We start from the raw sequence: 20,889 nt of genomic DNA, 5'->3' as shown, positions 1-20,889 counted from the left end.
AACGTCGATGCGTTCATCCCGTTCGATCTGCCGCCTGCACGTCCGGCACTCTTTGTTGAAAGCAAGCTCGAACATCGTCTGCGGGAAGCCGAGCAGGCGCTCGTTCGGCTCGATCTCGGAGGCGATATGGTGCCTTCCCTCGATTGGTTCAGCTATGCCTTCGTGCGCAAGGAGGCAGTGTGATCTCGTCGCAGATCGAGGGCACGCAGGCATCACTCGTGGACCTTCTCGCTTTCGAGGCCGAAGAGAGGCCGGCACCCAATGCCGATGTGGAAGAAGTCACGAATTATCTCGATGGGCTCGCCTAACCGCAGGCGCAGAGAACGTCGATGCGTTCATCCCGTTCGATCTGCCGCCTGCACGTCCGGCACTCTTTGTTGAAAGCAAGCTCGAACATCGCCTGCCGCGCGGCTTGCATGGCGTGGCGGCGCAACTCCACCGATCGCCGTGCAGCGCCCTGCGGCCCCTTCCAGGCATCCAGTCGGAATTGTCTCGTCGCGATGGACTTGCGCAGGGTCGCCGCGAGGCTCTTTCTTTCGTCAAGGCGGCGACCGAAGTGCGCTGTTTAGGGATGCGCCTTTACTGGCTATGCCTATGCCGGCAAACCTGCCATACGCATGGCGTCGGTGACGTCATCGATGATATCAGGCGCAATTCCTACGGCAGCGGACCAGCGCCCGATGGTGAAGTGCGGGTCGAGCGAGAGCAGCCGCCCAGCCGAGGCTTTTGCCTCGTCGAGCTGCCCGAGCCTGGCTAGCGGTGCCGCCAGCCATCCGTGCAGGATGCTGAAGCCGGGGTTCAGTTCCACCGCCCGCCGGCCTGCTATGACGGCTTGCTCGTGTCGGCCGGACAGGAAATTGCCGAAGCCGATGATGCCTTGCGGCACGCAGCTCATCGTGTCGAGGGGGCTCAGCCGCATCGCCTGCTCGCCCCAGTCGATCGCCCGCGCCGCGTCGCCGCCATAGGCCACCGGCACGCAGCCGAAGGCATAGACGAAGGCGCAGGATGCGCTGAGCGCCAGGGCTGCCGCGAACGCCTCGTCGGCCAGCCTGCGGTCATGCTCCACCAGGCCGATGGTGAACCCGGCCAGAGCGAGAGCCATCGCGTCGCCCGAACCGTACTCGATCGTCGCATGGGCATGGCGGGCCGCCTTCTCGCGGTGCTTCGCTTGCATGCCGCCGCGTATGAACAGCGTCTGATGCGCCCAGGCGGCAAAGCCGTGGGCAAGGGCATAGGTCGGCTCGATGGCTAAAGCCTGATCGAGCAGGGGCAGAGCCTTGGACGCCCCCTGCGGCATGAAGGTGTAGACATCGGACAGCGCACGAAGCAGAAGATCATAAGCATCGAGACTGTCGGGGCGCCGGCGCCGGACGCGTTCGATCTCGGCCCGGCGCAAATTGGGCTCTATTGCCGCGACCACGCTGACGGTGATCTCGTCCTGCAGCGCGAACACGTCGGTCAGGTCGCGGTCGTAGCGTTCGGCCCACAGATGGCTACCGTCCTCGGCGTCGATAAGCTGGCCGGCGATGCGGACACGGCTTCCCACCTTGCGCACGCTGCCCTCCAGCACGTAGCGCACGCCGAGCTCGCGCCCGACCTGCTTCACGTCGACCGCGCGGCCCTTGTAGGTGAAGGAGGAATTTCGCGCGATGACGAAGAGCCATCGGATCCGCGACAGCCCAGTAATGATGTCCTCCACCATGCCATCGGCAAAATAGTCCTGATCCGGATCGCCGCTCAGATTCACGAAGGGCAGCACCGCGATCGATGGACGGGCGGGAATGCCAGAGCCAGGCTTCGGTTGCTCCATCGAGGCGATCGCCCCTGCTTCCGACATCTGGACCTCCTCGCGGACAGTGCCGACAAAGCGAAGGCCCCTGCGCAGGATGGTGCGGATGAGGCGTTGCTCCTCGCCGCTGTCACCGAGCGCATTGCGGGCGGCATTTATGCGGCTGGCGAGCGTGGCGTCAGAAATGATGCGCCCCTGCCAGACCGCATCGACCAGATCGTCCTTGCTGACCACCCGCTCGCGATTGCGGATCAGATACTGCAGCAGGTCGAACACCTGCGGCTCGACGGAGATCAGGTCGTTACCGCGACGCAGTTCGCGGCGATCGCCGTCCAGAGCAAAATCCTCAAAAAGATACGGCAAAATCACTCGCTCCAGATCGCGCTCCAAATGGACCGACACTGTAGCCGCGTCGTGGACGCAAAATCAAAGCGATCTCAATGCAAAATCAAGAGGTCCTGAAGGCCGCCTCAAAGCGCGCCCCTCAGCCCTGCCGCATAGTCTTCCTGCAACAAACGCTCAACCAACGCTTTGAAAAGGAGAACTCACATGTCGAACACTGCAGCAAAGTCCGTCGTCCTCGTGCATGGCGGCTTCGTCGATGGCTCCGGCTGGGACGGCGTCTACCAGATCCTCAAGAAGGACGGCTACGACGTGACTATCGTCCAGAACCCGACCACCTCGCTCGCCGACGACGTTGCCGTCACCAAGCGCGCCATCGCCGCCGCTCCCGGCAATGTCATTCTGGTCGGCCATTCCTATGGTGGCGTCGTGGTGTCCGAGGCCGGCACCGATCCCAAGGTGACTGCCGTCGTCTATATCGCGGCCTTCGCGCCAGACGCCGGCGAGTCGGTCTCGAGCCTGATCGCCAACCCGCCGCCCGGAGCGCCGGTGCCGCCGATCCTGCCGCCCGTCGACGGCTTCCTGATGCTCGACAAGGAAAAGTTCGCCGCCTCGTTCGCCGCCGATGTTCGTCCCTCGCTCGCCTCCTTCATGGCGGATTCGCAGGTGCCGTGGGGTGTGGCGGCACTCGAAGGCAAGGTCACCGCTCCGGCCTGGAAGGCAAAGCCCTCGTGGTATCTCGTTGCCAAGGACGACAAGATGATCCCGCCGCCGGCGCAGCGCCAGATGGCCAGCCGCGCTCAGGCGACGACCGTCGAGGTGCCCGGCAGCCACGCTGTCTACGTCTCCGATCCCGCAGCTGTCGCCAACCTCATCAAGCAGGCGGCCGCCGATGTCGGCAAGAAGTGAACCGGCCATGATGGGCTGCCTGGGCGCTCGGCGGCGCCCAGGCCCTTTTTTTCTTGCTCTGAACGTATCGTCTCCGGCTGACCAGTCTAACCAAGCGCGGAACCATACGGAGCGATACGGGAAGATTTCTGATTTTGGCCCGCGAAAAAGACAATGAAATCAACAATCTTAATACATCCTCCGGGCCCACCAAATTATTATAAATCAGTAGATTACGCTTAATTCTTTGAGTTTGAATCGAACGTTATTGGGTAAGTTTTTGACTCTTGAATGAAATGGTTTCGGGCCCGTTCGGCAATTTTCTCCGTCTCGTTGATGGCACCCGTCACACGTAGCTTAAGCCTCCTGGTTTCGAAAGGCCTTGCAACGATGCGTGCGGCAATCGGCGGCAACGACGTGCAATTAGGCGGGTTCTGAACTCGATCACAGCCTCAAATCGCTCGAAGGCACTCGTCAGTTAAGTTGATCTCTGCCGATCTGGTAGCCAATTCCAATGGAATTCTTTTTGAAGGTACCCTGTACTGCAGGGGCAAAAGCGCTGCGGGTGGGCGCGGGAGCAGGTTCAAGGAGAACCGGTCGGGATCCTCGATCCATGTAGGTTCATCGTCTGTGTGCCGCGAATGCGATTGCTCCTCGTCAGTCCGACGGGAGGCATGTGAACGCCAAGATCGATATGGACTTCGAAGTCAGTCTGCGGGTGGCACAGACGCGACAGCGCCCGGGCTTGGTTAGGCCCAGCCTAAGCAGGATTATCGAAAATCATTATTTGTGCATCGCACACAGCGTGCTTTGCTCCATCCGCCGGCTGAAAGAGAACAAAAAGAACGTCAGGCGGCAGCCTTCGGCGATGCGTCCGAAGCGGGTTGTTTTGGCGTGGACAGCGCCTGACCTCAGAAAAACAGGGGAACGTGATGACGACAATAATCTCGAAGTTTCGCCGTGCAGCGCTTGCGGCCGGCATTGCCCTCAGCGCCCTTTCGGTGAGCCTCCACGCCGAAGCCGGCAGCTTGAAGCTGGGCATGACGACCTGGGTCGGTTACGGCCCGCTCTTCCTTGCGCGTGACATGGGCTACTTCAAGGAAGGCGGCCTCGATGTCTCGCTCGAAGTCATCGAGGAAGCATCGATGTACATGGCGGCCGTCGCCGCCGGCGAACTCGACGGCAGCGCCTCGACCATCGACGAAATCATGAAGTACCGCTCGAAGGATGTCTGCTTCAAATCGGTCTATGCCCTGGATGACAGCCATGGCGGCGACGGTGTCCTGGCGCCGAGCGGGATCAAGAGCGTCGCCGACCTCAAGGGCATGGAGGTCGGGCTGAACGAGGGTTCAGTGTCGCAGTTCTGGTTCAACATACTGCTCAAGCAGGCTGGTCTCACTCAGGCCGACGTGAAGGTCACCAACATGACGGCGGATGATGCCGCCGCCGCCTTCATGGCCGACCGCATTCCTGTCGCCGTCACCTGGGAACCGCATCTGACGCTGGCCAAGAAGGAAAACAAGGGACAGGTGCTGATCGATTCCTCGAAGACGCCCGGCTTGATCGTCGATGTGGTGGCGCTGAACTGCGACTACATCACGAAGAACCCCAGGGATGTCGAGGCGCTAGTGAAGGGCCTCTACAAGGCCAACGAGTTCATCAAGGAAAATCCTGCGAAGGCTTATGAAGTGATGGCCAAGGGCGTCGGCGGCTGGCTCAAGGATCCGAAGGACTTCGCCTCCTCCGCCGCGGGCGTGAACTTCTACGGCAAGGAGCGCAATGCGCAATTCTTCGCTGGTGGCGAGAGTGGTGAAGCCGGCAAGCTGATCAAGCTCGGCGGCGATGTCTGGGGCGGCTTCGGCAAGCTCAAGATGGACATCAAATACGACGACCTCGTCGATCCGTCCTTCCTGACAAAGTGATCCGGCCTCGCAAAGTGAGTTCGCTGGACCGCAGGCCGAGCCTAACGCCTGCGGTCTATCCAGCCCAAAGGGTTTCCCTGTGACACTGGCACCGAATGCAACGTCTCCCATCAGCCATATCGTGACCACGAGCGTGGATAAAAATCAGCCCGGTCGATCCGCCTGGAAAGCTGTCGCCACGCCTTTTCAGGCCGTGTCGCGCCCTCTCTCCATCACGCTCAGCGTCCTGGTCTGGGTCGCGGTCATCGGTGGCTGGTTCGCCTTGACCTATTCCGGAGCGGTCAAGGAAATGTTCCTGCCGCACCCTGAATCCGTATTGTCCACCACCATCAGGATGGCGCTTGACGGGTCGTTGTGGGAGCACGTCCTGGCCAGCGTCCAGGTGGTGCTGATCGGTTTCGTCATTTCGAGCATCGTGGCAGTGCCGCTCGGATTGACGATGGGCACCTACCGCATCGTCCAGGCCGCGCTCGACCCGCTCGTCAATTTCATCCGCTATCTGCCGGTGACCTCCTTCGTGCCGCTTTTCATCCTGTGGATCGGGATTGGCATCGAGCAGCGCGTGGCCGTCATCATCTTCGGCATCTTCTTCCAGCAGCTCGTGATGATCGCCGACAGCGCGCGCGGCGTTCAGCGTGACCTCGTCAACGCAGCCTATACGCTCGGCACGAAACGCGGCGACACGGTCTTCCACATCGTCTTTCCGGCCACGCTTCCGAACGTGCTCGACGTGCTGCGCGTCACCATGGGCTGGGCCTGGACCTATCTCGTCGTCGCCGAACTCGTCGCCGCGCGCAGCGGGCTTGGCTACATCTCGCTCAAGGCCATGCGCGGCTTCCAGGTCGACGTCATCTTCATGGCCATCGCCATGATCGGTATCCTTGGTCTGTGCACCGACCAATTGTTCCGGGGCATCCGCCGCCTCGTCGCTCCCTGGGCCAATTGAGGAGTCGCTGACATGGACACCCTTACTCTCACGACGAAACCAAAGAGCTCCGACATCGGCGTTGACAATGTGGCCCTGCGTTACGGCACGGGCGACAACGCCGTGCTGGCGCTGGACGGCATCTCGTTCCATGTCGTGCCCAATGAGTTCTGCGTGATCGTCGGCCCATCCGGCTGCGGCAAATCGAGCCTACTCTATCTCATTGCCGGCCTCGAGGAGCGCACCGGCGGCATGATCTCTGTTGGCGGCAAGCAGGTTACCGAGCCGGGTCCCGATCGCGGTATGGTGTTTCAGGCCTATACGCTGTTTCCCTGGCTGACGGTCGCGCAGAACGTCGAATATGGCCCGAAGCGGAAAGGCATGTCGACGGCCGAGCGCCGGGCCATCGTCGAGCATTTTCTCCATGAGGTCGGCCTGGCGAAATTCGCCAACCATTATCCCTCGCAGCTGTCGGGCGGCATGAAGCAGCGCGTGGCGATTGCGCGTGCGCTTGCCAACGATCCGCAGGTGCTGCTGATGGACGAACCCTTCGGTGCGCTCGACAGCCAGACCCGCCACTCAATGCAGAAGCTTTTGCTCAGGATCTGGGACCATTCCAAGAAAACCGTCCTGTTCGTCACCCACGACATTGACGAGGCGATCCTGCTGGCGGACCGGGTGCTCGTCATGTCGGGCCGGCCCGGCCAGATCAAGAAGGAAATCCGCGTCGGCTTCTCGCGCCCGCGCAGCATGGATCTGATCATGGAGCCCAACTTCATCGCCATGAAGCGGGAAATCCTCGAGCTCTTGAAGAACGACGAAGACGACGAGCACTAGGCAATATCGGCGGTCTTCGGGGTGGATCACGAAACAGGCATGGCATGAGCATCGAGGCGGCGGAATTCGACTATATCGTCATCGGCGCGGGCTCGGCCGGTTGTGTCCTGGCCAACAGGCTGAGCGCTAACCCCGCTAACCGCGTCTGCCTGATCGAGGCCGGCGGCAGCGACGACCGTACAAGGGTGCGCGTGCCGGCCGGCATTCTCTCGCTCTACGGCAATCCGACTTTCGATTACGGCTTCAAGGGCGTGCCGCAGCCGCTGCTCAACAACCGTCGCATTCCGGTCAACCGAGGCAAGCTTCTCGGCGGGTCGAGTTCGATCAATTCCATGGTCTATATCCGTGGCGCTGCGCAGGACTACGATGAGTGGGCGGCACTTGGCTGCGCCGGGTGGTCCTATGCAGACGTCTTGCCGGTCTTCAAGAGGCTGGAGCGGAATCTCCTGTCGCAGAACCCGGCCTATCACGGCTTCGACGGCGAATTGCTGGTCGACAATCCGCGTGACCCCAACGTTGTATCCAGCCTGTGGGTAGAGGCGGCCCGGAACATCGGCCTGCCTGAAAACCGCGACTTCAACGCCGATGGCCAACTCGGCCTCGGCATCTACAATGTCACCCAGGACAAGGGCGAGCGCTTCTCGGCCTATGCAGCCTTCATTCGTCCGGTTCTTAGCCGCCCGAACCTTCAGGTCCTGTCAGGCGTCGAGGTGCTTGACCTGGCAATCGAAAGCGGGCGCGTCACCGGCGTCAATGTGATCAGGGACGGAGCAGCCCAAAGGCTGTCTTGCCGCGCCGAAGTTGTGCTCAGCGCGGGCGCGATCGGATCGCCGCGCATCCTGCTTGCTTCCGGTATCGGCTCGGCCGACGAGCTGAAGGCGGCGGGGATAGAGCCGGTCATGAACGTGCCGGGCGTCGGCAAGAACCTGCGTGACCATGTCGACGGCATGATCACCGTGCGGTCGAAGAGCACCAGGACGCTCGGCCTGTCGCTCGCCAATCTGCCGGCGATGCTGGTGGCGCCCTTTCAGTATTTCGTCCGGCGCAAGGGCATGCTGACGACCAACTACGTCGAGGCCGGCGGCTTCGCCAAGACGAAATATGCCGGCGATATTCCCGATGTCCAATTCCACTTTGTTCCGGGCTATCGCAGCCATCGCGGCCGGCTCGTCGAATATGGTCACGGCTATGCCGTGCACACCTGCGTGCTGAGGCCCGGAAGCGTCGGCGAAGTCACGCTTGAGTGTGACGGCACCCGCCGCAACGTGCTGATTGATCACCGCTTCTTCAGCGATGAGCAGGATGCTCTGACCCTTGGCGAAGGCATCAAGCTGGCGCGCTCGATCCTGGCTTCGCCAGTCTTTGCCGATATTCGCGGACCGGAAATCCTGCCTGGACCCGATGTCGTCACCGACGACGAGATCCTCGCCTATCTGCGCGCCGAAGCACTGACCGTCTATCACCCGGTTGGCACGGCCAAGATGGGTAACGATACCATGGCGGTGGTCGATCCCGCTGGCCTCAAGGTGCGCGGCTTCGACAATCTGCGGGTGGCGGACGCCTCGATCATGCCGACGCTGATTGGCGGCAACACCAATGCGCCGTCCATGATGATCGGCGAAAAAGCGGCCAAGGCGATATTGTCCTAATCTCGCGTCGACTCGGTCTCGAGACGTCACAACGGTCAATTCGGTGTCTGGCTCGAATGGCATTCCCGTCACTCCCGAACGCGATGATCCGGGATACTGCGATCCGCGTTCCATGTCCTTGGCTCATGTCCCGGGCATTTAGGGACAAGCTAACCAGTGCCACGTGAAATCGTAATTTTCGCTATCCGGTCCCTCCAGTACACCAGCGATCTGACCTCCTCGCATCCGCAGAAATTCTCGGGGGAGCTGAAAAGGGCGCTGAAATGTCAGTCGAAAAAATAAACACGCTCGTTGTTGGTGCCGGCCAGGCGGGGGTGGCCATGAGCGAACATCTGAGCAAGAGCGACGTGCCGCATCTCGTACTTGAACGGAACCGCATCGCCGAACGCTGGCGCTCGGAAAGATGGGACTCCCTGGCTGCCAACGGCCCTGCCTGGCACGATCGTTTTCCGGGCATGGAGTTTCCCGATACCGACCCCGATGCCTTTGTCTCCAAGGAGGACGTTGCCGACTACTTCGTCGCCTACGCGGACATGATCTCCGCGCCCATCCGTACCGGTGTGGATGTTGAGAAAGTGCAGAGGCTTGTCGGTTGCCCCGGTTTCCGGGTCGAAACCTCGGAGGGCGTCATCGAGGCCGCCAACGTGGTCGCCGCTACCGGGGCCTTCCAGCACCCCGTCATGCCGAGCATCGTACCTAGCGATGCAGGGCTCATGCAGATCCATTCCAGCGCCTATCGCAATCCCGACCGGCTGCCCAAGGGCGCGGTCCTGGTGGTCGGGTCGGGATCGTCGGGCGTGCAGATCGCGGACGAGCTCGTGCGCGCCGGAAGGACCGTCTACCTCTCGGTCGGGCCGCATGACCGTCCGCCACGCGCCTATCGCGAGCGCGACTTCTGCTGGTGGCTGGGGGTTCTCGGCAAATGGGACGCCCAGGCGCCGGCGCCTGATACCGAACATGTCACGATCGCGGTGAGCGGCGCGCGCGGCGGCCAGACGATCGACTTCCGGCGCCTTGCCGCGCGAGGGATGAAGCTCGTCGGCCGGACGGAAGTCTACAAGGACGGCGTCATGAATTTCGCACCCGATCTCGGCCGGAACATCGCCCGCGGTGATGCCAACTACATGTCGCTGCTCGACGAGGCCGATGCCTATGTCGCCCGCAACGGCCTCGATCTCCCCGAAGAGCCCAATGCCCGCAAGATCGAGCCGGACCCGCAATGCGTGACCGATCCAATTCTCGACCTGAACCTCGCCAAGGCTGGAGTAGCTTCGATCATATGGGCGACGGGGTTCAGCTTCGATTACAGCTGGTTGAAGGTCGATGTGTTCGGCGAAAAGGGCAAGCCGAAGCACCAGCGCGGTGTTTCGAGCGAGCCCGGGATCTATTTCCTGGGCCTGCCGTGGCAGTCAAGGCGAGGCTCCAGCTTCATCTGGGGCGTCTGGCACGATGCCAAGCATCTGGCGGACCATATTTCCACGCAGCGCAAATACCTGACCTATCATGCGTCCGCGAAACGCCAGACTCAGGCGGCATAGCGCAGGCTGGCGGCAGCCTGGCGCCATGCGCGACGATGTTTCGACCACGAGCCCGATCTGATGGAGACCAGGATGGCGCATACAAGAATTCGCAAGTTCAACTCGAAGGACACCTATCCCGAACAGAAGCTCGACAACGATCTGTGTCAGGCGGTCGTTACGCGGGGCGGCAGGACCGTCTATCTGCGTGGCCAGTGTCCTCAGGATCTCGACACCGCCAAGAATATCGACAGCCACGATCCGGCCGAGCAGACGCACAAGGTGATGCAGAACATCAAGCAGCTCATCGAGGAGTGCGGCGGCACCATGGAGCATCTGGTCAAGGTGGTCGTCTACATCACCGACGTGCGCCATCGCGAGGCGGTCTACCGCACCATGGGCGACTACATCAAAGGCGTGCATCCCGTTTCGACCGGCCTCGTGGTGCACGCCCTGGCGCGGCCGGACTGGCTGGTCGAGATCGACGGCACCGCCGTGATCCCAGATTGAAAGTCATGACATTTTCCATTGTCGCGCGCTGCAGCCGCACCGGCATGTTCGGGGTCGCGGTGTCATCCTCGTCGCCTGCGGTGGCCGCGCGTTGTGCCTATGCGCAGGCGGGCGTCGGCGCCATTGCCAGCCAGAACGTCACCGATCCGACACTCGGCACGAAGGGGCTCGAACTGCTGGCGCGCGGTGCCTCGGCCGCCGAGGCGGTCGCTATCCTGAAGCGCACCGGCGCCTATAGCGACTACCGTCAGGTGCTGGCTGTCGATGCCGCCGGGACCACGGCTATCCATTCCGGACCCAAGGCGCTTGGCATCTGGGCGGAGGCGCGTGCGGACAATGTCGCCTGCGGCGGCAACATGCTGGCCCATGACGGCGTGCCGCAAGCCATGGTCGAGGCCTTCCTGGCGTCGGAAGGGCATCTCGGCGACCGTCTCATCGCGACCATGCGCGCCGCGCTGAAAGCGGGCGGCGAGGCCGGCCCTGTCCATTCCGCCGGCATGAAGCTGGTGCGCGAGGTGGCGTGGCCGGTCGCCGACCTGCGCTGCGACTGGACCGACGACTGCCCGATCGAACAACTGGCGACACTGTGGGAACTCTACAAGCCGCAGCTCGATGCCTATGTGACCCGCGCGATAAACCCATCCGATGCGCCGAGCTACGGCGTGCCGGGCGACGAGTAGCCGGCACACAGGGAAGGCATCCGCATGAGCGAGCTCAGCCACAAGGACTGGATCAGCAAGGCATCCGCGATCCGTTTTCGCGACAAGGCGTTCATCGACGGCAAGACGATTGCGGCGCGTTCGGGCCGGACCTTTGCCAGCATCAATCCGGCAACCGGCGACGTGCTGGCCGAGGTGGCGTCCTGTGGTGAGGAAGACATCGATCTCGCCGTTGCCGCGGCGCGCCGCAGTTTCGAGGCCGGTGTCTGGTCACGCACGAGCCCGACGCACCGCAAAGAGGTGATGCTGCGGCTGGCGCGGCTGCTGCGCGAAAACCTGCAGGAGCTTGCCCTGCTCGAGTCGCTCGACATGGGCAAGCTTGTCACGGATGCGGCGACTGTCGATGTCCCGGGTTCTGCGGCGATCTTCCAGTGGTATGGCGAGGCCATCGACAAGATCTACGACGACGTGGCGCCGACCGGCGGGAGGGATCTGGTGCTGGTGCGGCGCGAGCCGCTCGGCGTCATCGGCGCCGTGGTGCCGTGGAATTTTCCGCTCGACATGGCGACCTGGAAATGTGCGCCCGCGCTGGCGGCGGGCAATTCGGTAGTGCTGAAGCCCGCCGAGCAGTCGCCTTTCTCGGCCCTCCGGCTGGCGGAACTTGCCATGGAGGCGGGCCTGCCCGCCGGTGTGCTCAATGTCGTGCCTGGCCTTGGCGAGACGGCCGGCCAGGCGCTAGGCCGCCACATGGATGTGGATTGCCTTGCCTTCACCGGATCGACCTCGGTCGGCAAGATGTTCCTGCAGTATTCGGGCCAGTCGAACATGAAGCAGGTCTGGCTCGAAACAGGTGGCAAAAGCCCGAATCTTGTCTTCGCCGATTGCGGCGATCTCGATGCGGCAGCCGACATGGCGGCGTTCGGGATCTTCTTTAACCAGGGCGAGGTCTGTTCGGCCAATTCGCGCCTGCTCGTGCAACGCGGCATCAAGGATGCGCTTCTGGAGAAGCTGACGGAGCGCGCTGCGGCCACCCAGCCTGGCGATCCGCTCGACCCGGCCTCGAAAATGGGCGCCATGGTCGATGCCCGCCACGCCGCCAACGTCATGCGGTTCGTCGAGGCCGGCAAGAAGACCGCGCGCCTGGTTGCCGGCGGCGATCGGGTCACGATCAACGGTCGCGGCAGCTTCATACAGCCCACCATCTTCGACAATGTTGCCCATGACGACCCGATTGCCCGCGACGAGATATTCGGACCGGTGCTTTCGGTCATAGCCTTCGACGACGAAGAGGAGGCTATCCGCATTGCCAATGACAGCCCGTACGGACTGGCCGCATCGCTGTGGACCGACAGTCTTTCGCGCGCGCACCACGTTGCCGGCCGGCTCCGCGCCGGCACGGTTTCTGTCAATACGGTCGATGCGCTGAGCCCGATGACGCCGTTCGGCGGGATCAAGCAATCCGGCTTCGGCCGCGACCTGTCTCTGCACGCGCTCGACAAGTACACCGCGCTGAAAACGACATGGATCAAGTACTGAGGCAGTGCAGGGCGCTTGATCGCAGCGCCCAAACCGGCAACATAGCCGCCCATGCCGTTACGCTTCACGCTGAGACAACTGGAATATTTCGTCGCCGTCGGCGAAGCCGGCTCCATTACCAAGGCGGCCGAGCAGGTCAATGTTTCGCCGCCTTCGATCTCGGCGTCCATCGCGCAGCTCGAGGCCGAATTCGGCGTCCAGCTTTTTGTGCGCAAGCATTCGCATGGCCTGTCGCTCACGGCCGGCGGGCGCGTTTTCCTCAAGGAGGCCGCCAGGCTGCTAGTCGACGCCGACGCTCTGCACGATATTGCCGGCGACATCGCCGAGAAGGTGCGTGGGCCGCTGGCGGTCGGATGCCTGCTGACTTTCGCGCAGATCGTCATGCCGACCCTGCGCATGAAGTTCGAGCGCGCCTATCCCGAGGTGCGGTTCAGGCAGTTCGAACGCAACCAGGGTCAGCTGCTCGAAATGTTGCAACGGGGCGAAATCGACGCGGCGCTGACCTACGATCTAGAACTGTCGCAGGACACGACGTTCGAACCGCTGATGCTGGTGCCGGCCTATGTCATGCTGCCACAGGGGCACCACTTCGCCGGCAAGGCTTCCATCACGACGGAAGAGCTGGCCGACGAGCCGATGGTGTTGCTCGACCTGCCATATAGCCGCGAATATTTCCTCTCGGCCTTTCATTCGCGGGGGATCCGGCCGAACATTGCCGAGCGCACCGGCGACATCGCGGTAATGCGTTCGATGGTTGCGAACGGCTTCGGCTATGGCATCGCCAACATGCGGCCGCTCAACACGCTGGCGCCAGACGGCAAGCCGCTGGTATTCGTGCCTCTGGAGGGGGATTTGCGGCCTCTGACCATGGGGGTTGCATTGCCCAACGCCGAGCACCGCACCCAGACAGTGCAGGCGTTCATCGATCATTGCCGCCGTTTCGTCGTCGAACAGGGCGTGTTCGGCAGCGGGCGGGTCGTGGAATAGAGCAATTCCAGGAAAAGTGTGGAACGGTTTTCCCACAGGAATTGCGTCAAAACGAAGAGATCCCGCGACGACCTATCAGGCAGTCTGAAGCCGGTGACTGGCAAGCAGCCGCAGCAGATTGTCCAGCATGTCGTCGCAGCGGCGCATCTGTTCGACGCTGACGAATTCGTCCGGTCTGTGCCCTTGCGCCATCGAGCCCGGTCCGCACACGATGGTCGGCGTGCCGAGGTCGCGGCTGAACAATCCGCCTTCGGTGCCGAAGGCAACCTTGATAGTATCGTTGGCGCCGGTCAACGATTTGACGAAGGCTACGGCCTGCGAGTTCGCCGGCGTGTCCAGCCCTGGATAGGTGTTGGTGATATCGATGTCGATGGCCGCCTCTGGCGCGATCGTTGAAGCCGCAGCGGCAATGCGCGCTGCCGCCGCGCGCAACCCATCGAGGATTTGGTCGGGATTGTCGTCCGCGACATTGCGGATCTCGAAGTCGAGCTGGCAGAGGTTCGGCACGATGTTGAGCGCCACGCCGGCATTCATCTTGCCAACGTGGACGGTCGTGTAGGGAATATCGTAGTCGCCGTCGCGTACGCCATCGCGCGCTAGCCGATCCTGTTCTTGGCGCAGTGCGGAGACGAAGTCGCAGCCCAGATGAATAGCATTGAGTGCCAAGGGGGCCAGCGCCGAATGGCCTTCCCGTCCACTGCAGATGGCGCGCGCCGCAAGCTTGCCCTTGTGGCCGGTCGCAACCTGCATGCTGGTCGGCTCGCCGACGATGCACAGCAATGGCCGGTGCGGCGCAACCTGCAGCATGTCGATCAGGCTGTGCACGCCGATGCAGCCGACCTCTTCGTCGTAGGAAAGCGCCAGATGCAAGGGCATTTGCAAGCTCATTTTCGAGGCCTTGAGGCACGCGGCAAGCGCGCAGGCCACGAAACCCTTCATGTCGGCCGCGCCGCGGCCGTAAAGCTTGCCGTCGCGCGCGCTCATCTCGAAAGGCGGCAGCGTCCAGTCCTGGCCGTCGATGGGGACGACATCGGTATGGCCGGACAGCATGACGCCGGGAGCGTCGGCCGGCCCGATAGTGGCGAAAAGGTTCGCCTTATGGCCGTCCGCGCTGCGGATGATCTGGCATGCAATGCCCTGTGCCGCCAGCAACTCCGTCACGTAGCCGATGAGGTCGAGGTTCGAAACGCGGCTCACCGTCGGGAATGCGATCAGTTTTTCAAGGATTCGGATGCTGCCCATGCGTTGTATGTCTCATTGGCCGTGCGCGCTATCTAGCATCGCGTGGGAGCGGCGCTGAAGTCGCATTTGGCTCAGCCGGGATTCACCGGATGCTAATCCAGGCGGCGGGGCTGATTAGGCGCGTCCTAATCGGCACAGAAGAAATCTGTAGTTTTCCGGCACGCGCCGCAACCTATGAGTAGGTTCACGGCATCTGCCCACCGGGCAGACCGGCTTGCGTCAAAGTTTGAAACCATCACCGCGCATGCCGCGATGCGACGCTGGCAGGAAGGAAGCACCATGCGTGATCCACGCTACGACATTCTGTTCGAGCCTGTGAAGATCGGTCCGGTGACCGCCAAGAACCGCTTCTACCAGGTGCCGCACTGCAATGGCGGCGGCTATCGCGATCCGTCCGCCGCGGCCGAGATGCGCCGCATCAAGTCGGAAGGCGGCTGGGGTGTCATCTTCACCGAGCAGACCGAGATGCACCACACCTCGGAGATCACGCCCTTCATCGAGCTCAGGCTGTGGGACGACGCCGATATCCCGGCGCTCGCCAGGATGGCCAAGGCCATGCACCAGCATGGCGCGCTGGCTGGCATCCAGCTGGCCTATTCCGGTATCAACGGCCCGAACCTCTACACCAAGGAAGTACCGCGCGGACCGTCGGCCTTGCCCATCCGCACCTTCACCAATGACCCGGTGCAGGCACGCGCCATGGACAAGCAGGATATACGCGACCTGCGCCGCTGGCATCGCAATGCCTTCAAACGCGCCAAGCTGGCGGGTTTCGACCTGGTCTGTCTCTACGGCGCGCATGGCTTCGGCATCATCCAGCACTTCCTGTCGACCGCCACCAACCAGCGCAGTGACGAATATGGCGGCTCGCTGGAAAACCGCTCGCGGCTGATGCGAGAGCTGATTGAGGAGGGCAGGGACGCCATCGGCGACACTTGCGGCCTGACGCTGCGGCTGTCGCTGGACGAGATGATCGGCGAGCTGGGCTTAGCCAATTCCGAAGTGCGCGACATGATCGAGATGCATGCCGACCTGCCCGACCTCTGGGATCTGGCGCATGGCGCCTGGGAGGACTGCTCCGGGCCGTCGCGGTTCAAGGAGGAGGCCGCTCAGGAGGGTCTGGTATCCGGCATCAAGAAGCTGACCTCGAAGCCGGTCGTCGGCGTCGGTCGCTTCACCTCGCCGGATGTCATGGTCAGGATGATCAAGTCCGGCACGCTCGATTTCATCGGCTGCGCCCGTCCATCGATCGCCGATCCGTTCCTGCCGAAGAAGGTGGAGGAGGGACGGATCGAGGACATTCGCGAATGCATCGGCTGCAACATCTGCATCACCGGCGACATGACCATGTCGATCTCGCGCTGCACGCAGAACCCGACATTCATGGAGGAGTGGCGCAAGGGTTGGCATCCGGAGCGGATGCAGGCCAAGGGCGACAGCGACAGCGTGCTGATCGTCGGCGCCGGTCCCGCCGGGCTTGAGGCCGCCCGCGCACTCGGCCTGCGCGGCTACCAGGTGGCGATCGCCGAGGCCGGCACCGAGCTCGGCGGACGCGTGGCGCGCGAGTGCCGCTTGCCTGGTCTCTCCGCCTGGGGTCGCGTACGCGACTATCGCCAGTATCAGATCAGCCAGATGTCCAATGTCGACGTCTATTTCGAAAGCCGATTGTCCGCCGAAGATATCCTGGCCTTCGGGTTTCAGAACATCGCCATTGCCACCGGCTCGACATGGCGCCATGACGGCGTGGCGCGTGCGCATGTCGTGCCGATGCCGGTGGATCCGGCCATGCCGCTCTATACCCCGGACAACCTGATGGGCGGAAATGTACCGACCGGCAACGTCGTGTTGTTCGACGACGACCACTATTACATGGGTGGCGTTCTGGCAGAGCTTATGGCGCGCCGGGGCGCGAAGGTGACGCTGGTGACGCCGTCCGCCTATGTGTCCGACTGGACCCGCAACACGCTGGAGCAAGGCGCCATCCATCGCCGGCTGGCCGAGCTCGGCGTCGAGATCGTGCTGAACCGGACCGTGACGCGCGTCGTGCCGGGAGGCGTTGCCACCGCCTGCGCCTACACCGGTGCCGAACGCGACATTGCCGCCGACGCCGTGGTGCTGGTCACGTCGCGCCAACAGGACGACCAGGTCTGGCGCAACCTGAAAGCGCGGCGCGACGAATGGGCCGACAATGGCATTCGCTCGATCAAGGTCATAGGCGATGCCGAGGCGCCAGGTCCGATCGCCTGGGCGACCTATGCCGGACACCGCTTCGCGCGCGAACTGGACGAAGCCGATACCGGTGATGCGCTGCCGTTCCGCCGTGAAGTGACGGCTTTGGCGGCGGGGTAGGCCGATAGCATGGCTTGATAGGGAATGACGTCGCCACAAACCTGTTTCGCGCTAGCGTGTCGAAATCTGATGACGGGATCAATCGCAAGACAATACGGAACGATACGGGAAACTTTCTAATTTTGGCCCACGAAAAACGCAATAGAATCAATGTCTTTAACACATCCTCCGGGCCCACCATTCAGTCTGCTCGATTTCCGGGTTTTTCACCCGTCTCAGAATAGCGTCGACATTTCCGTAGGTTAGCACCGAGTAGTGGGCAACACTTGGCTGAGACTCCGCAGTGAGCGTCCAAAACACCTGACTTTTGGCTGTCCGTCTCTGTCGGACGAATTCCGTAGCCAAGTGTTTGGCAAAGCGATGGTTGGCTGATCAGCCAGATGCACGCCGGATTGTGTCAGAAGCCGAGGAGTGCAGCCTGGCTGGTCCAGGCGTGCGGCAGGTCCGAGACCCGTGAGAGCCTGTGGGCCGTCAGTTCGACAGGTTGATCACCAACAATACTGGCAGCAATTTTCGGGGCGAGGAAAGCGAGGGATAGAAGGCGGCTTACCTCGGATGTATGGGTGCCGTTGAGCATGGCAACGTCGGTGAGGCTGCGGTTGGCTCCGTCCGTAAGCTGCTCCAGGTACAGGCGGGCTCGACGCACAAGGTCGATCAAGGCGCCATCGGGTTCTCGGCTGATGTTGGACCCGTCTGTAAGCACGATCCGCGTCTCGACACCGCGTCGCTTCATACCGATTGGACATTCGATCGAAGTTACTTGGGCGCTATCGTTGGGAGGCAGAGTACGGTCGAGAAGCAATTCCGATAGCGAGCGGCGATCGAGTTCGATCGTCAACGATCCGGGCTTGAGGGTGATCCTCCGAACGATCTTTTGAAGCATAAATCGCTTCGCTTCCGCAGTGTCTGATGCCCAGCACGACCGCATGGTGACGGCAACCGATCCGTCTTTGCATTGTCGTGTCCTTGCCGAGAGCCCGTCACTCGCAACCTCTCGGCGATATGGGGAGTTCTCTTTCCGGCGGCCAGAAGCAACGTGTCCTACTGGCACGCGCTTTGTACAAGCGACCGAAGATGCTGGTACTAGACGAGGGCACCGCGCATCTCGATGTCGAAAATGAACGACGCATCAACGCGAGCTTGACGGACCTCGCGATCACGAGGATCAGCGTAGCACACCGGCCAGAGATGATGGCAGGCGCGGATCGGATCATCGAGATTGCCCGCACCGTACGCGACCGCCCTTGGTCGAGACGCCCGAGGTCGACCTCGTCAAAATCGAAGGCGAGTGGTCCTCCGAGGCGCCGGCGCAGATCTGCTTGAAAACATCCACCAGGCTCGCTATCGCTGCCCATCAGTGCCCATCAGTGCCCATCAGTGCCCATCACCGCCCCTCAGTGCCAACCTGAACTGCCCACCGGATTGAGGGCACTTCCATTCAAGTCGCGCCTGGACGGAGCATCAGTCATGGGTGATGTAAAGGTTAAAAGCTGAGACGTGCGATAACGGACATAGCTGGACACCGCTCTCGATATTGCCCTGAAGAACGTCAAACCCGTCCCATACGCCCTCCGCATCCCTCGCAGTGCAATCGGTCTGTCAACCGGATCGACGTCTCGGGGTGATCGGATGATCGCCGCCTCATGCACGGCCATCCGCTACTGCTATCTCGCCCGTAAGGCTGTCGGCCACAGAGGATACCTTGCTACCGCCCGAAAGCTTACATCACCGAGGGCAAAGCTGTAGGTTGATGTTGCGGACAAAGCCGACACATTACGGCGGGCAGCTCGATCAATCAGCTACGCCGCCGCAACGCATCGATGAGCGCACGTAGAGCGGACGGCATATGCCTGCGGCTCGGGTGATAGAGACGCGAGCCAGAAAAAAGCACGGACCAATCGTCCAGCACCGCATCGGCTTGATCGCGTTATGGGCGGCGGTTGGCGCGAATGCCGGCTATCAGGTCGCCTGATAGCCTCAGGAATGACTGCATTGGATCCAGTCCGCTGGTTCCGGTGAAGGTCCGCTTTCCGGGAGCAAATTTGAGCCGGGAATATCCCACTAGGGTCAGAACAGCTGGTTCAGGGGAACGTCCGCTTCCGCGCCGCCAGATCGATCCCGGAAGGTCTCGAAAGGGTCAGTTCACGTCGATGCATGGGGGGCCTGAATGTCCGCTTCTCACATTCCAGGCCTCGAAGCCGCAAGTCCGCTTCCGTGAAGAGTTTCGGGCGCCGGCAGGCGTACGAAAGTCCCCGAGGAAGGAACCCGCGGGCCACGGGCGGTGGGCTATGGGGATCTCGATTTGCGACTGATGTCGGCGATGGTGCGACCGCCGCCGGGAAGCGGGGGGATAGATGTGGACAGGCCGCTTCGTTGCGCCTCCGTGCGGTGTTGTCGGCCCGGCGCGCGGCTGGGCGCGGCTCTGACGGCCTCGATGAACACGATGGGCACATGTGGATCCGTTGCCGGGGTTTGAGGGCCTGCGGTTGAACTCTTGACCTTTCCATGCCGGGTCATGAACAGTTCTCCGGGTTAGTCGTGGTCTGGTTGGGCGGTCCGCGGGGCTGCCTCCAGCGTTGGAACACCTCGATGACGATCATGCGTCCGCCACAGCAGGGGCATGGCGGCCGGAAGTCCTCCGGTTCGCCTGGTGTCTCGTCATTGGGGCGCGGCGACGGCCAGCAGTTCGCGGGCGAGCGCGAGGCTAGCCTTGCGGGCGGAGCCGGCGAGCAGGCCGTAATGCCGGATGCGATGGAAGCCACGCGGCAGGACATGGAGCAGGAAGCGGCGGATGAACTCGTCGGTTGCGAGCGTCACGACCTGCTGGCGATCGGCGCCGTTGAGCCGGTAGTCCTTGTAGCGGAAGGTGACGCGGCTCTCGTCGAAGGCGATCAGGCGGCTGTTCGAGATTGCGACCCGGTGGGTGTAGCGCGACAGATAGGCGAGCACCGCTTCCGGTCCGGCGAAGGGCGCCTTCGCATAAACCACCCAGCGCTTCTTCCGGACGGCAGCAAGGTGCCGCAGGAATGCCCGCCGCTCGGTCAGGAGCGCCATCGACCCGAAGAAGCTGAGCCGGCCCGCCTCGTGCAGCGCGATCAGCCGGGTGAGGAACAGGCGACGGAACAGCTTGCCGAGTACGCGTACCGGGAGCAGGAAGGCCGGCGCGACGAAACCCAGCGCTTCCCGTCGAGCGCCATGCCGCCGCCCGGCACGATCATGTGGACATGCGGATGGTGGGTCATTGCCGAGCCCCATGTGTGGAGCACGGCGGTGATGCCGATGCGCGCGCCGAGATGCTTCGGATCGGCGGCGATGGTCACCATCGTCTCCGATGCCGCCTTGAACAGCAGGTCATAGACCAGCGCCTCGTTGTGGAAGGCGATGTCGGCGATCTCGGCCGGCAGCGTGAACACGACATGGAAGTAGCCGACCGGCAGCAGGTCGGCCTCGCGCTCAGCCAGCCATGTCCGCGCCGCCGCGCCCTGGCACTTCGGGCAGTGCCGGTTGCGGCAGGAGTTATAGGCGATCCGCCATTGGCCGCAGTCCTCGCAGGCCTCGACGTGACCGCCGAGCGCTGCGGTGCGGCAATGCTCGATCGCCGACATGACTTTGAGCTGGCCGAGGCTGAGGTGCCCTGCATGTACGGCCCGGTAAGCGGGGCCGACAGCGCGGAAGATGTCGGCGACCTCGACCGAGACGCGCACTGCTCAGCCGTCGGGCGAGATCTCTGCCTCCTT

Annotated in this window: 16 protein-coding genes and 2 pseudogenes; 14 read left to right on the top strand and 4 right to left on the bottom strand. The window is 62.6% G+C overall.

Annotated features, from left to right (window positions below):
- Both AC0L15_RS21875 and AC0L15_RS21870 read left to right on the top strand, forming a co-directional pair.
- Nucleotides 1–183, top strand: a pseudogene (locus AC0L15_RS21875) (Fic family protein); the annotation flags it as partial.
- On the top strand, nucleotides 180–308 hold the full coding sequence (locus AC0L15_RS21870) for a Fic/DOC family N-terminal domain-containing protein (protein ID WP_473497011.1): 129 nt from the start codon (nucleotides 180–182) through the stop codon (nucleotides 306–308). The pseudogene AC0L15_RS21875 and the gene AC0L15_RS21870, both read left to right, overlap by 4 nt.
- 284 nt (nucleotides 309–592) lie before the next feature.
- Here the strand turns inward: AC0L15_RS21870 and AC0L15_RS21865 are convergent, their stop codons facing one another.
- Nucleotides 593–2,152 carry a winged helix-turn-helix domain-containing tetratricopeptide repeat protein gene (locus AC0L15_RS21865; protein WP_473497010.1) on the bottom strand — a complete coding sequence of 520 codons (1,560 nt, stop codon included), beginning with the start codon at nucleotides 2,150–2,152 and terminating at the stop codon, nucleotides 593–595.
- Nucleotides 2,153–2,338: 186 nt separating this feature from the next.
- Here AC0L15_RS21865 and AC0L15_RS21860 point away from each other — a divergent pair, with 186 nt between their 5' ends.
- The 10 genes from AC0L15_RS21860 (at nucleotide 2,339) to AC0L15_RS21815 (ending at nucleotide 13,561) form a co-directional block, all read left to right on the top strand.
- Nucleotides 2,339–3,040 carry an alpha/beta fold hydrolase gene (locus AC0L15_RS21860; RefSeq protein ID WP_473497008.1) on the top strand — a complete coding sequence of 234 codons (702 nt, stop codon included), beginning with the start codon at nucleotides 2,339–2,341 and terminating at the stop codon, nucleotides 3,038–3,040.
- Between the two features lie 911 nt (nucleotides 3,041–3,951).
- The gene (locus tag AC0L15_RS21855; protein WP_473497007.1) at nucleotides 3,952–4,941 is read left to right on the top strand and encodes an ABC transporter substrate-binding protein; all 990 of its coding nucleotides are present in this window, start codon (nucleotides 3,952–3,954) and stop codon (nucleotides 4,939–4,941) included.
- 133 nt (nucleotides 4,942–5,074) lie between these two features.
- Nucleotides 5,075–5,887 (top strand): ABC transporter permease, encoded by an 813-nt coding sequence (locus tag AC0L15_RS21850; RefSeq protein WP_473497006.1) that lies wholly within the window; start codon nucleotides 5,075–5,077, stop codon nucleotides 5,885–5,887.
- Between the two features lie 12 nt (nucleotides 5,888–5,899).
- The gene (locus AC0L15_RS21845) at nucleotides 5,900–6,703 is read left to right on the top strand and encodes an ABC transporter ATP-binding protein (RefSeq protein WP_473497004.1); all 804 of its coding nucleotides are present in this window, start codon (nucleotides 5,900–5,902) and stop codon (nucleotides 6,701–6,703) included.
- 44 nt (nucleotides 6,704–6,747) lie between these two features.
- Entirely contained in the window at nucleotides 6,748–8,352 is a 1,605-nt protein-coding gene (locus tag AC0L15_RS21840) for a GMC family oxidoreductase (protein WP_473497002.1), read from the top strand.
- 263 nt (nucleotides 8,353–8,615) lie between these two features.
- Nucleotides 8,616–9,890 carry a flavin-containing monooxygenase gene (locus AC0L15_RS21835; RefSeq protein ID WP_473497000.1) on the top strand — a complete coding sequence of 425 codons (1,275 nt, stop codon included), beginning with the start codon at nucleotides 8,616–8,618 and terminating at the stop codon, nucleotides 9,888–9,890.
- 72 nt (nucleotides 9,891–9,962) lie between these two features.
- Nucleotides 9,963–10,379 carry a RidA family protein gene (locus tag AC0L15_RS21830; RefSeq protein WP_077374247.1) on the top strand — a complete coding sequence of 139 codons (417 nt, stop codon included), beginning with the start codon at nucleotides 9,963–9,965 and terminating at the stop codon, nucleotides 10,377–10,379.
- A 5-nt stretch (nucleotides 10,380–10,384) separates the two neighbouring features.
- On the top strand, nucleotides 10,385–11,059 hold the full coding sequence (locus AC0L15_RS21825) for a DUF1028 domain-containing protein (protein ID WP_473496998.1): 675 nt from the start codon (nucleotides 10,385–10,387) through the stop codon (nucleotides 11,057–11,059).
- 24 nt (nucleotides 11,060–11,083) lie between these two features.
- Complete coding sequence (locus tag AC0L15_RS21820) at nucleotides 11,084–12,574, top strand: aldehyde dehydrogenase (protein WP_473496996.1); 1,491 nt, start codon at nucleotides 11,084–11,086, stop codon at nucleotides 12,572–12,574.
- Between the two features lie 51 nt (nucleotides 12,575–12,625).
- The gene (locus AC0L15_RS21815) at nucleotides 12,626–13,561 is read left to right on the top strand and encodes a LysR family transcriptional regulator (protein ID WP_473496994.1); all 936 of its coding nucleotides are present in this window, start codon (nucleotides 12,626–12,628) and stop codon (nucleotides 13,559–13,561) included.
- Between the two features lie 75 nt (nucleotides 13,562–13,636).
- Here AC0L15_RS21815 and argE read toward each other — a convergent pair whose 3' ends face one another.
- Nucleotides 13,637–14,803 carry an acetylornithine deacetylase gene (gene argE, locus AC0L15_RS21810; RefSeq protein WP_473496992.1) on the bottom strand — a complete coding sequence of 389 codons (1,167 nt, stop codon included), beginning with the start codon at nucleotides 14,801–14,803 and terminating at the stop codon, nucleotides 13,637–13,639.
- A 279-nt stretch (nucleotides 14,804–15,082) separates the two neighbouring features.
- Here argE and AC0L15_RS21805 point away from each other — a divergent pair, with 279 nt between their 5' ends.
- Nucleotides 15,083–17,152 (top strand): oxidoreductase, encoded by a 2,070-nt coding sequence (locus AC0L15_RS21805; RefSeq protein WP_473496990.1) that lies wholly within the window; start codon nucleotides 15,083–15,085, stop codon nucleotides 17,150–17,152.
- Nucleotides 17,153–17,549: 397 nt separating this feature from the next.
- Here the strand turns inward: AC0L15_RS21805 and AC0L15_RS21800 are convergent, their stop codons facing one another.
- On the bottom strand, nucleotides 17,550–18,035 hold the full coding sequence (locus tag AC0L15_RS21800) for a hypothetical protein (RefSeq protein ID WP_287246579.1): 486 nt from the start codon (nucleotides 18,033–18,035) through the stop codon (nucleotides 17,550–17,552).
- A 77-nt stretch (nucleotides 18,036–18,112) separates the two neighbouring features.
- Between AC0L15_RS21800 and AC0L15_RS21795 the strand changes: the two genes are divergently transcribed.
- On the top strand, nucleotides 18,113–18,475 hold the full coding sequence (locus tag AC0L15_RS21795; protein WP_353813032.1) for an ATP-binding cassette domain-containing protein: 363 nt from the start codon (nucleotides 18,113–18,115) through the stop codon (nucleotides 18,473–18,475).
- A 1,190-nt stretch (nucleotides 18,476–19,665) separates the two neighbouring features.
- On the opposite strand, the pseudogene AC0L15_RS21790 reads toward AC0L15_RS21795, so the two are convergent.
- A pseudogene (locus tag AC0L15_RS21790) lies at nucleotides 19,666–20,856 on the bottom strand (IS91 family transposase).
- Nucleotides 20,857–20,889: the final 33 nt, after the last annotated feature.

It is taken from the genome of Mesorhizobium sp. WSM4846, assembly GCF_055811415.1.
The sequence above is the reverse complement of the archived record's forward strand: the minus strand, read 5'-3'. Positions and strand labels throughout refer to the sequence as shown.

Coding starts and splice junctions, on each gene's coding strand:
- AC0L15_RS21860 (WP_473497008.1), top strand. CDS start 2,339: ATGTCGAACACTGCAGCAAAGTCCGTCGTCCTCGTGCATGGCGGCTTC.
- AC0L15_RS21855 (WP_473497007.1), top strand. CDS start 3,952: ATGACGACAATAATCTCGAAGTTTCGCCGTGCAGCGCTTGCGGCCGGC.
- AC0L15_RS21845 (WP_473497004.1), top strand. CDS start 5,900: ATGGACACCCTTACTCTCACGACGAAACCAAAGAGCTCCGACATCGGC.
- AC0L15_RS21840 (WP_473497002.1), top strand. CDS start 6,748: ATGAGCATCGAGGCGGCGGAATTCGACTATATCGTCATCGGCGCGGGC.
- AC0L15_RS21835 (WP_473497000.1), top strand. CDS start 8,616: ATGTCAGTCGAAAAAATAAACACGCTCGTTGTTGGTGCCGGCCAGGCG.
- AC0L15_RS21830 (WP_077374247.1), top strand. CDS start 9,963: ATGGCGCATACAAGAATTCGCAAGTTCAACTCGAAGGACACCTATCCC.
- AC0L15_RS21825 (WP_473496998.1), top strand. CDS start 10,385: ATGACATTTTCCATTGTCGCGCGCTGCAGCCGCACCGGCATGTTCGGG.
- AC0L15_RS21820 (WP_473496996.1), top strand. CDS start 11,084: ATGAGCGAGCTCAGCCACAAGGACTGGATCAGCAAGGCATCCGCGATC.
- AC0L15_RS21815 (WP_473496994.1), top strand. CDS start 12,626: ATGCCGTTACGCTTCACGCTGAGACAACTGGAATATTTCGTCGCCGTC.
- argE (WP_473496992.1), bottom strand. CDS start 14,803: ATGGGCAGCATCCGAATCCTTGAAAAACTGATCGCATTCCCGACGGTG.
- AC0L15_RS21805 (WP_473496990.1), top strand. CDS start 15,083: ATGCGTGATCCACGCTACGACATTCTGTTCGAGCCTGTGAAGATCGGT.
- AC0L15_RS21800 (WP_287246579.1), bottom strand. CDS start 18,035: ATGCTTCAAAAGATCGTTCGGAGGATCACCCTCAAGCCCGGATCGTTG.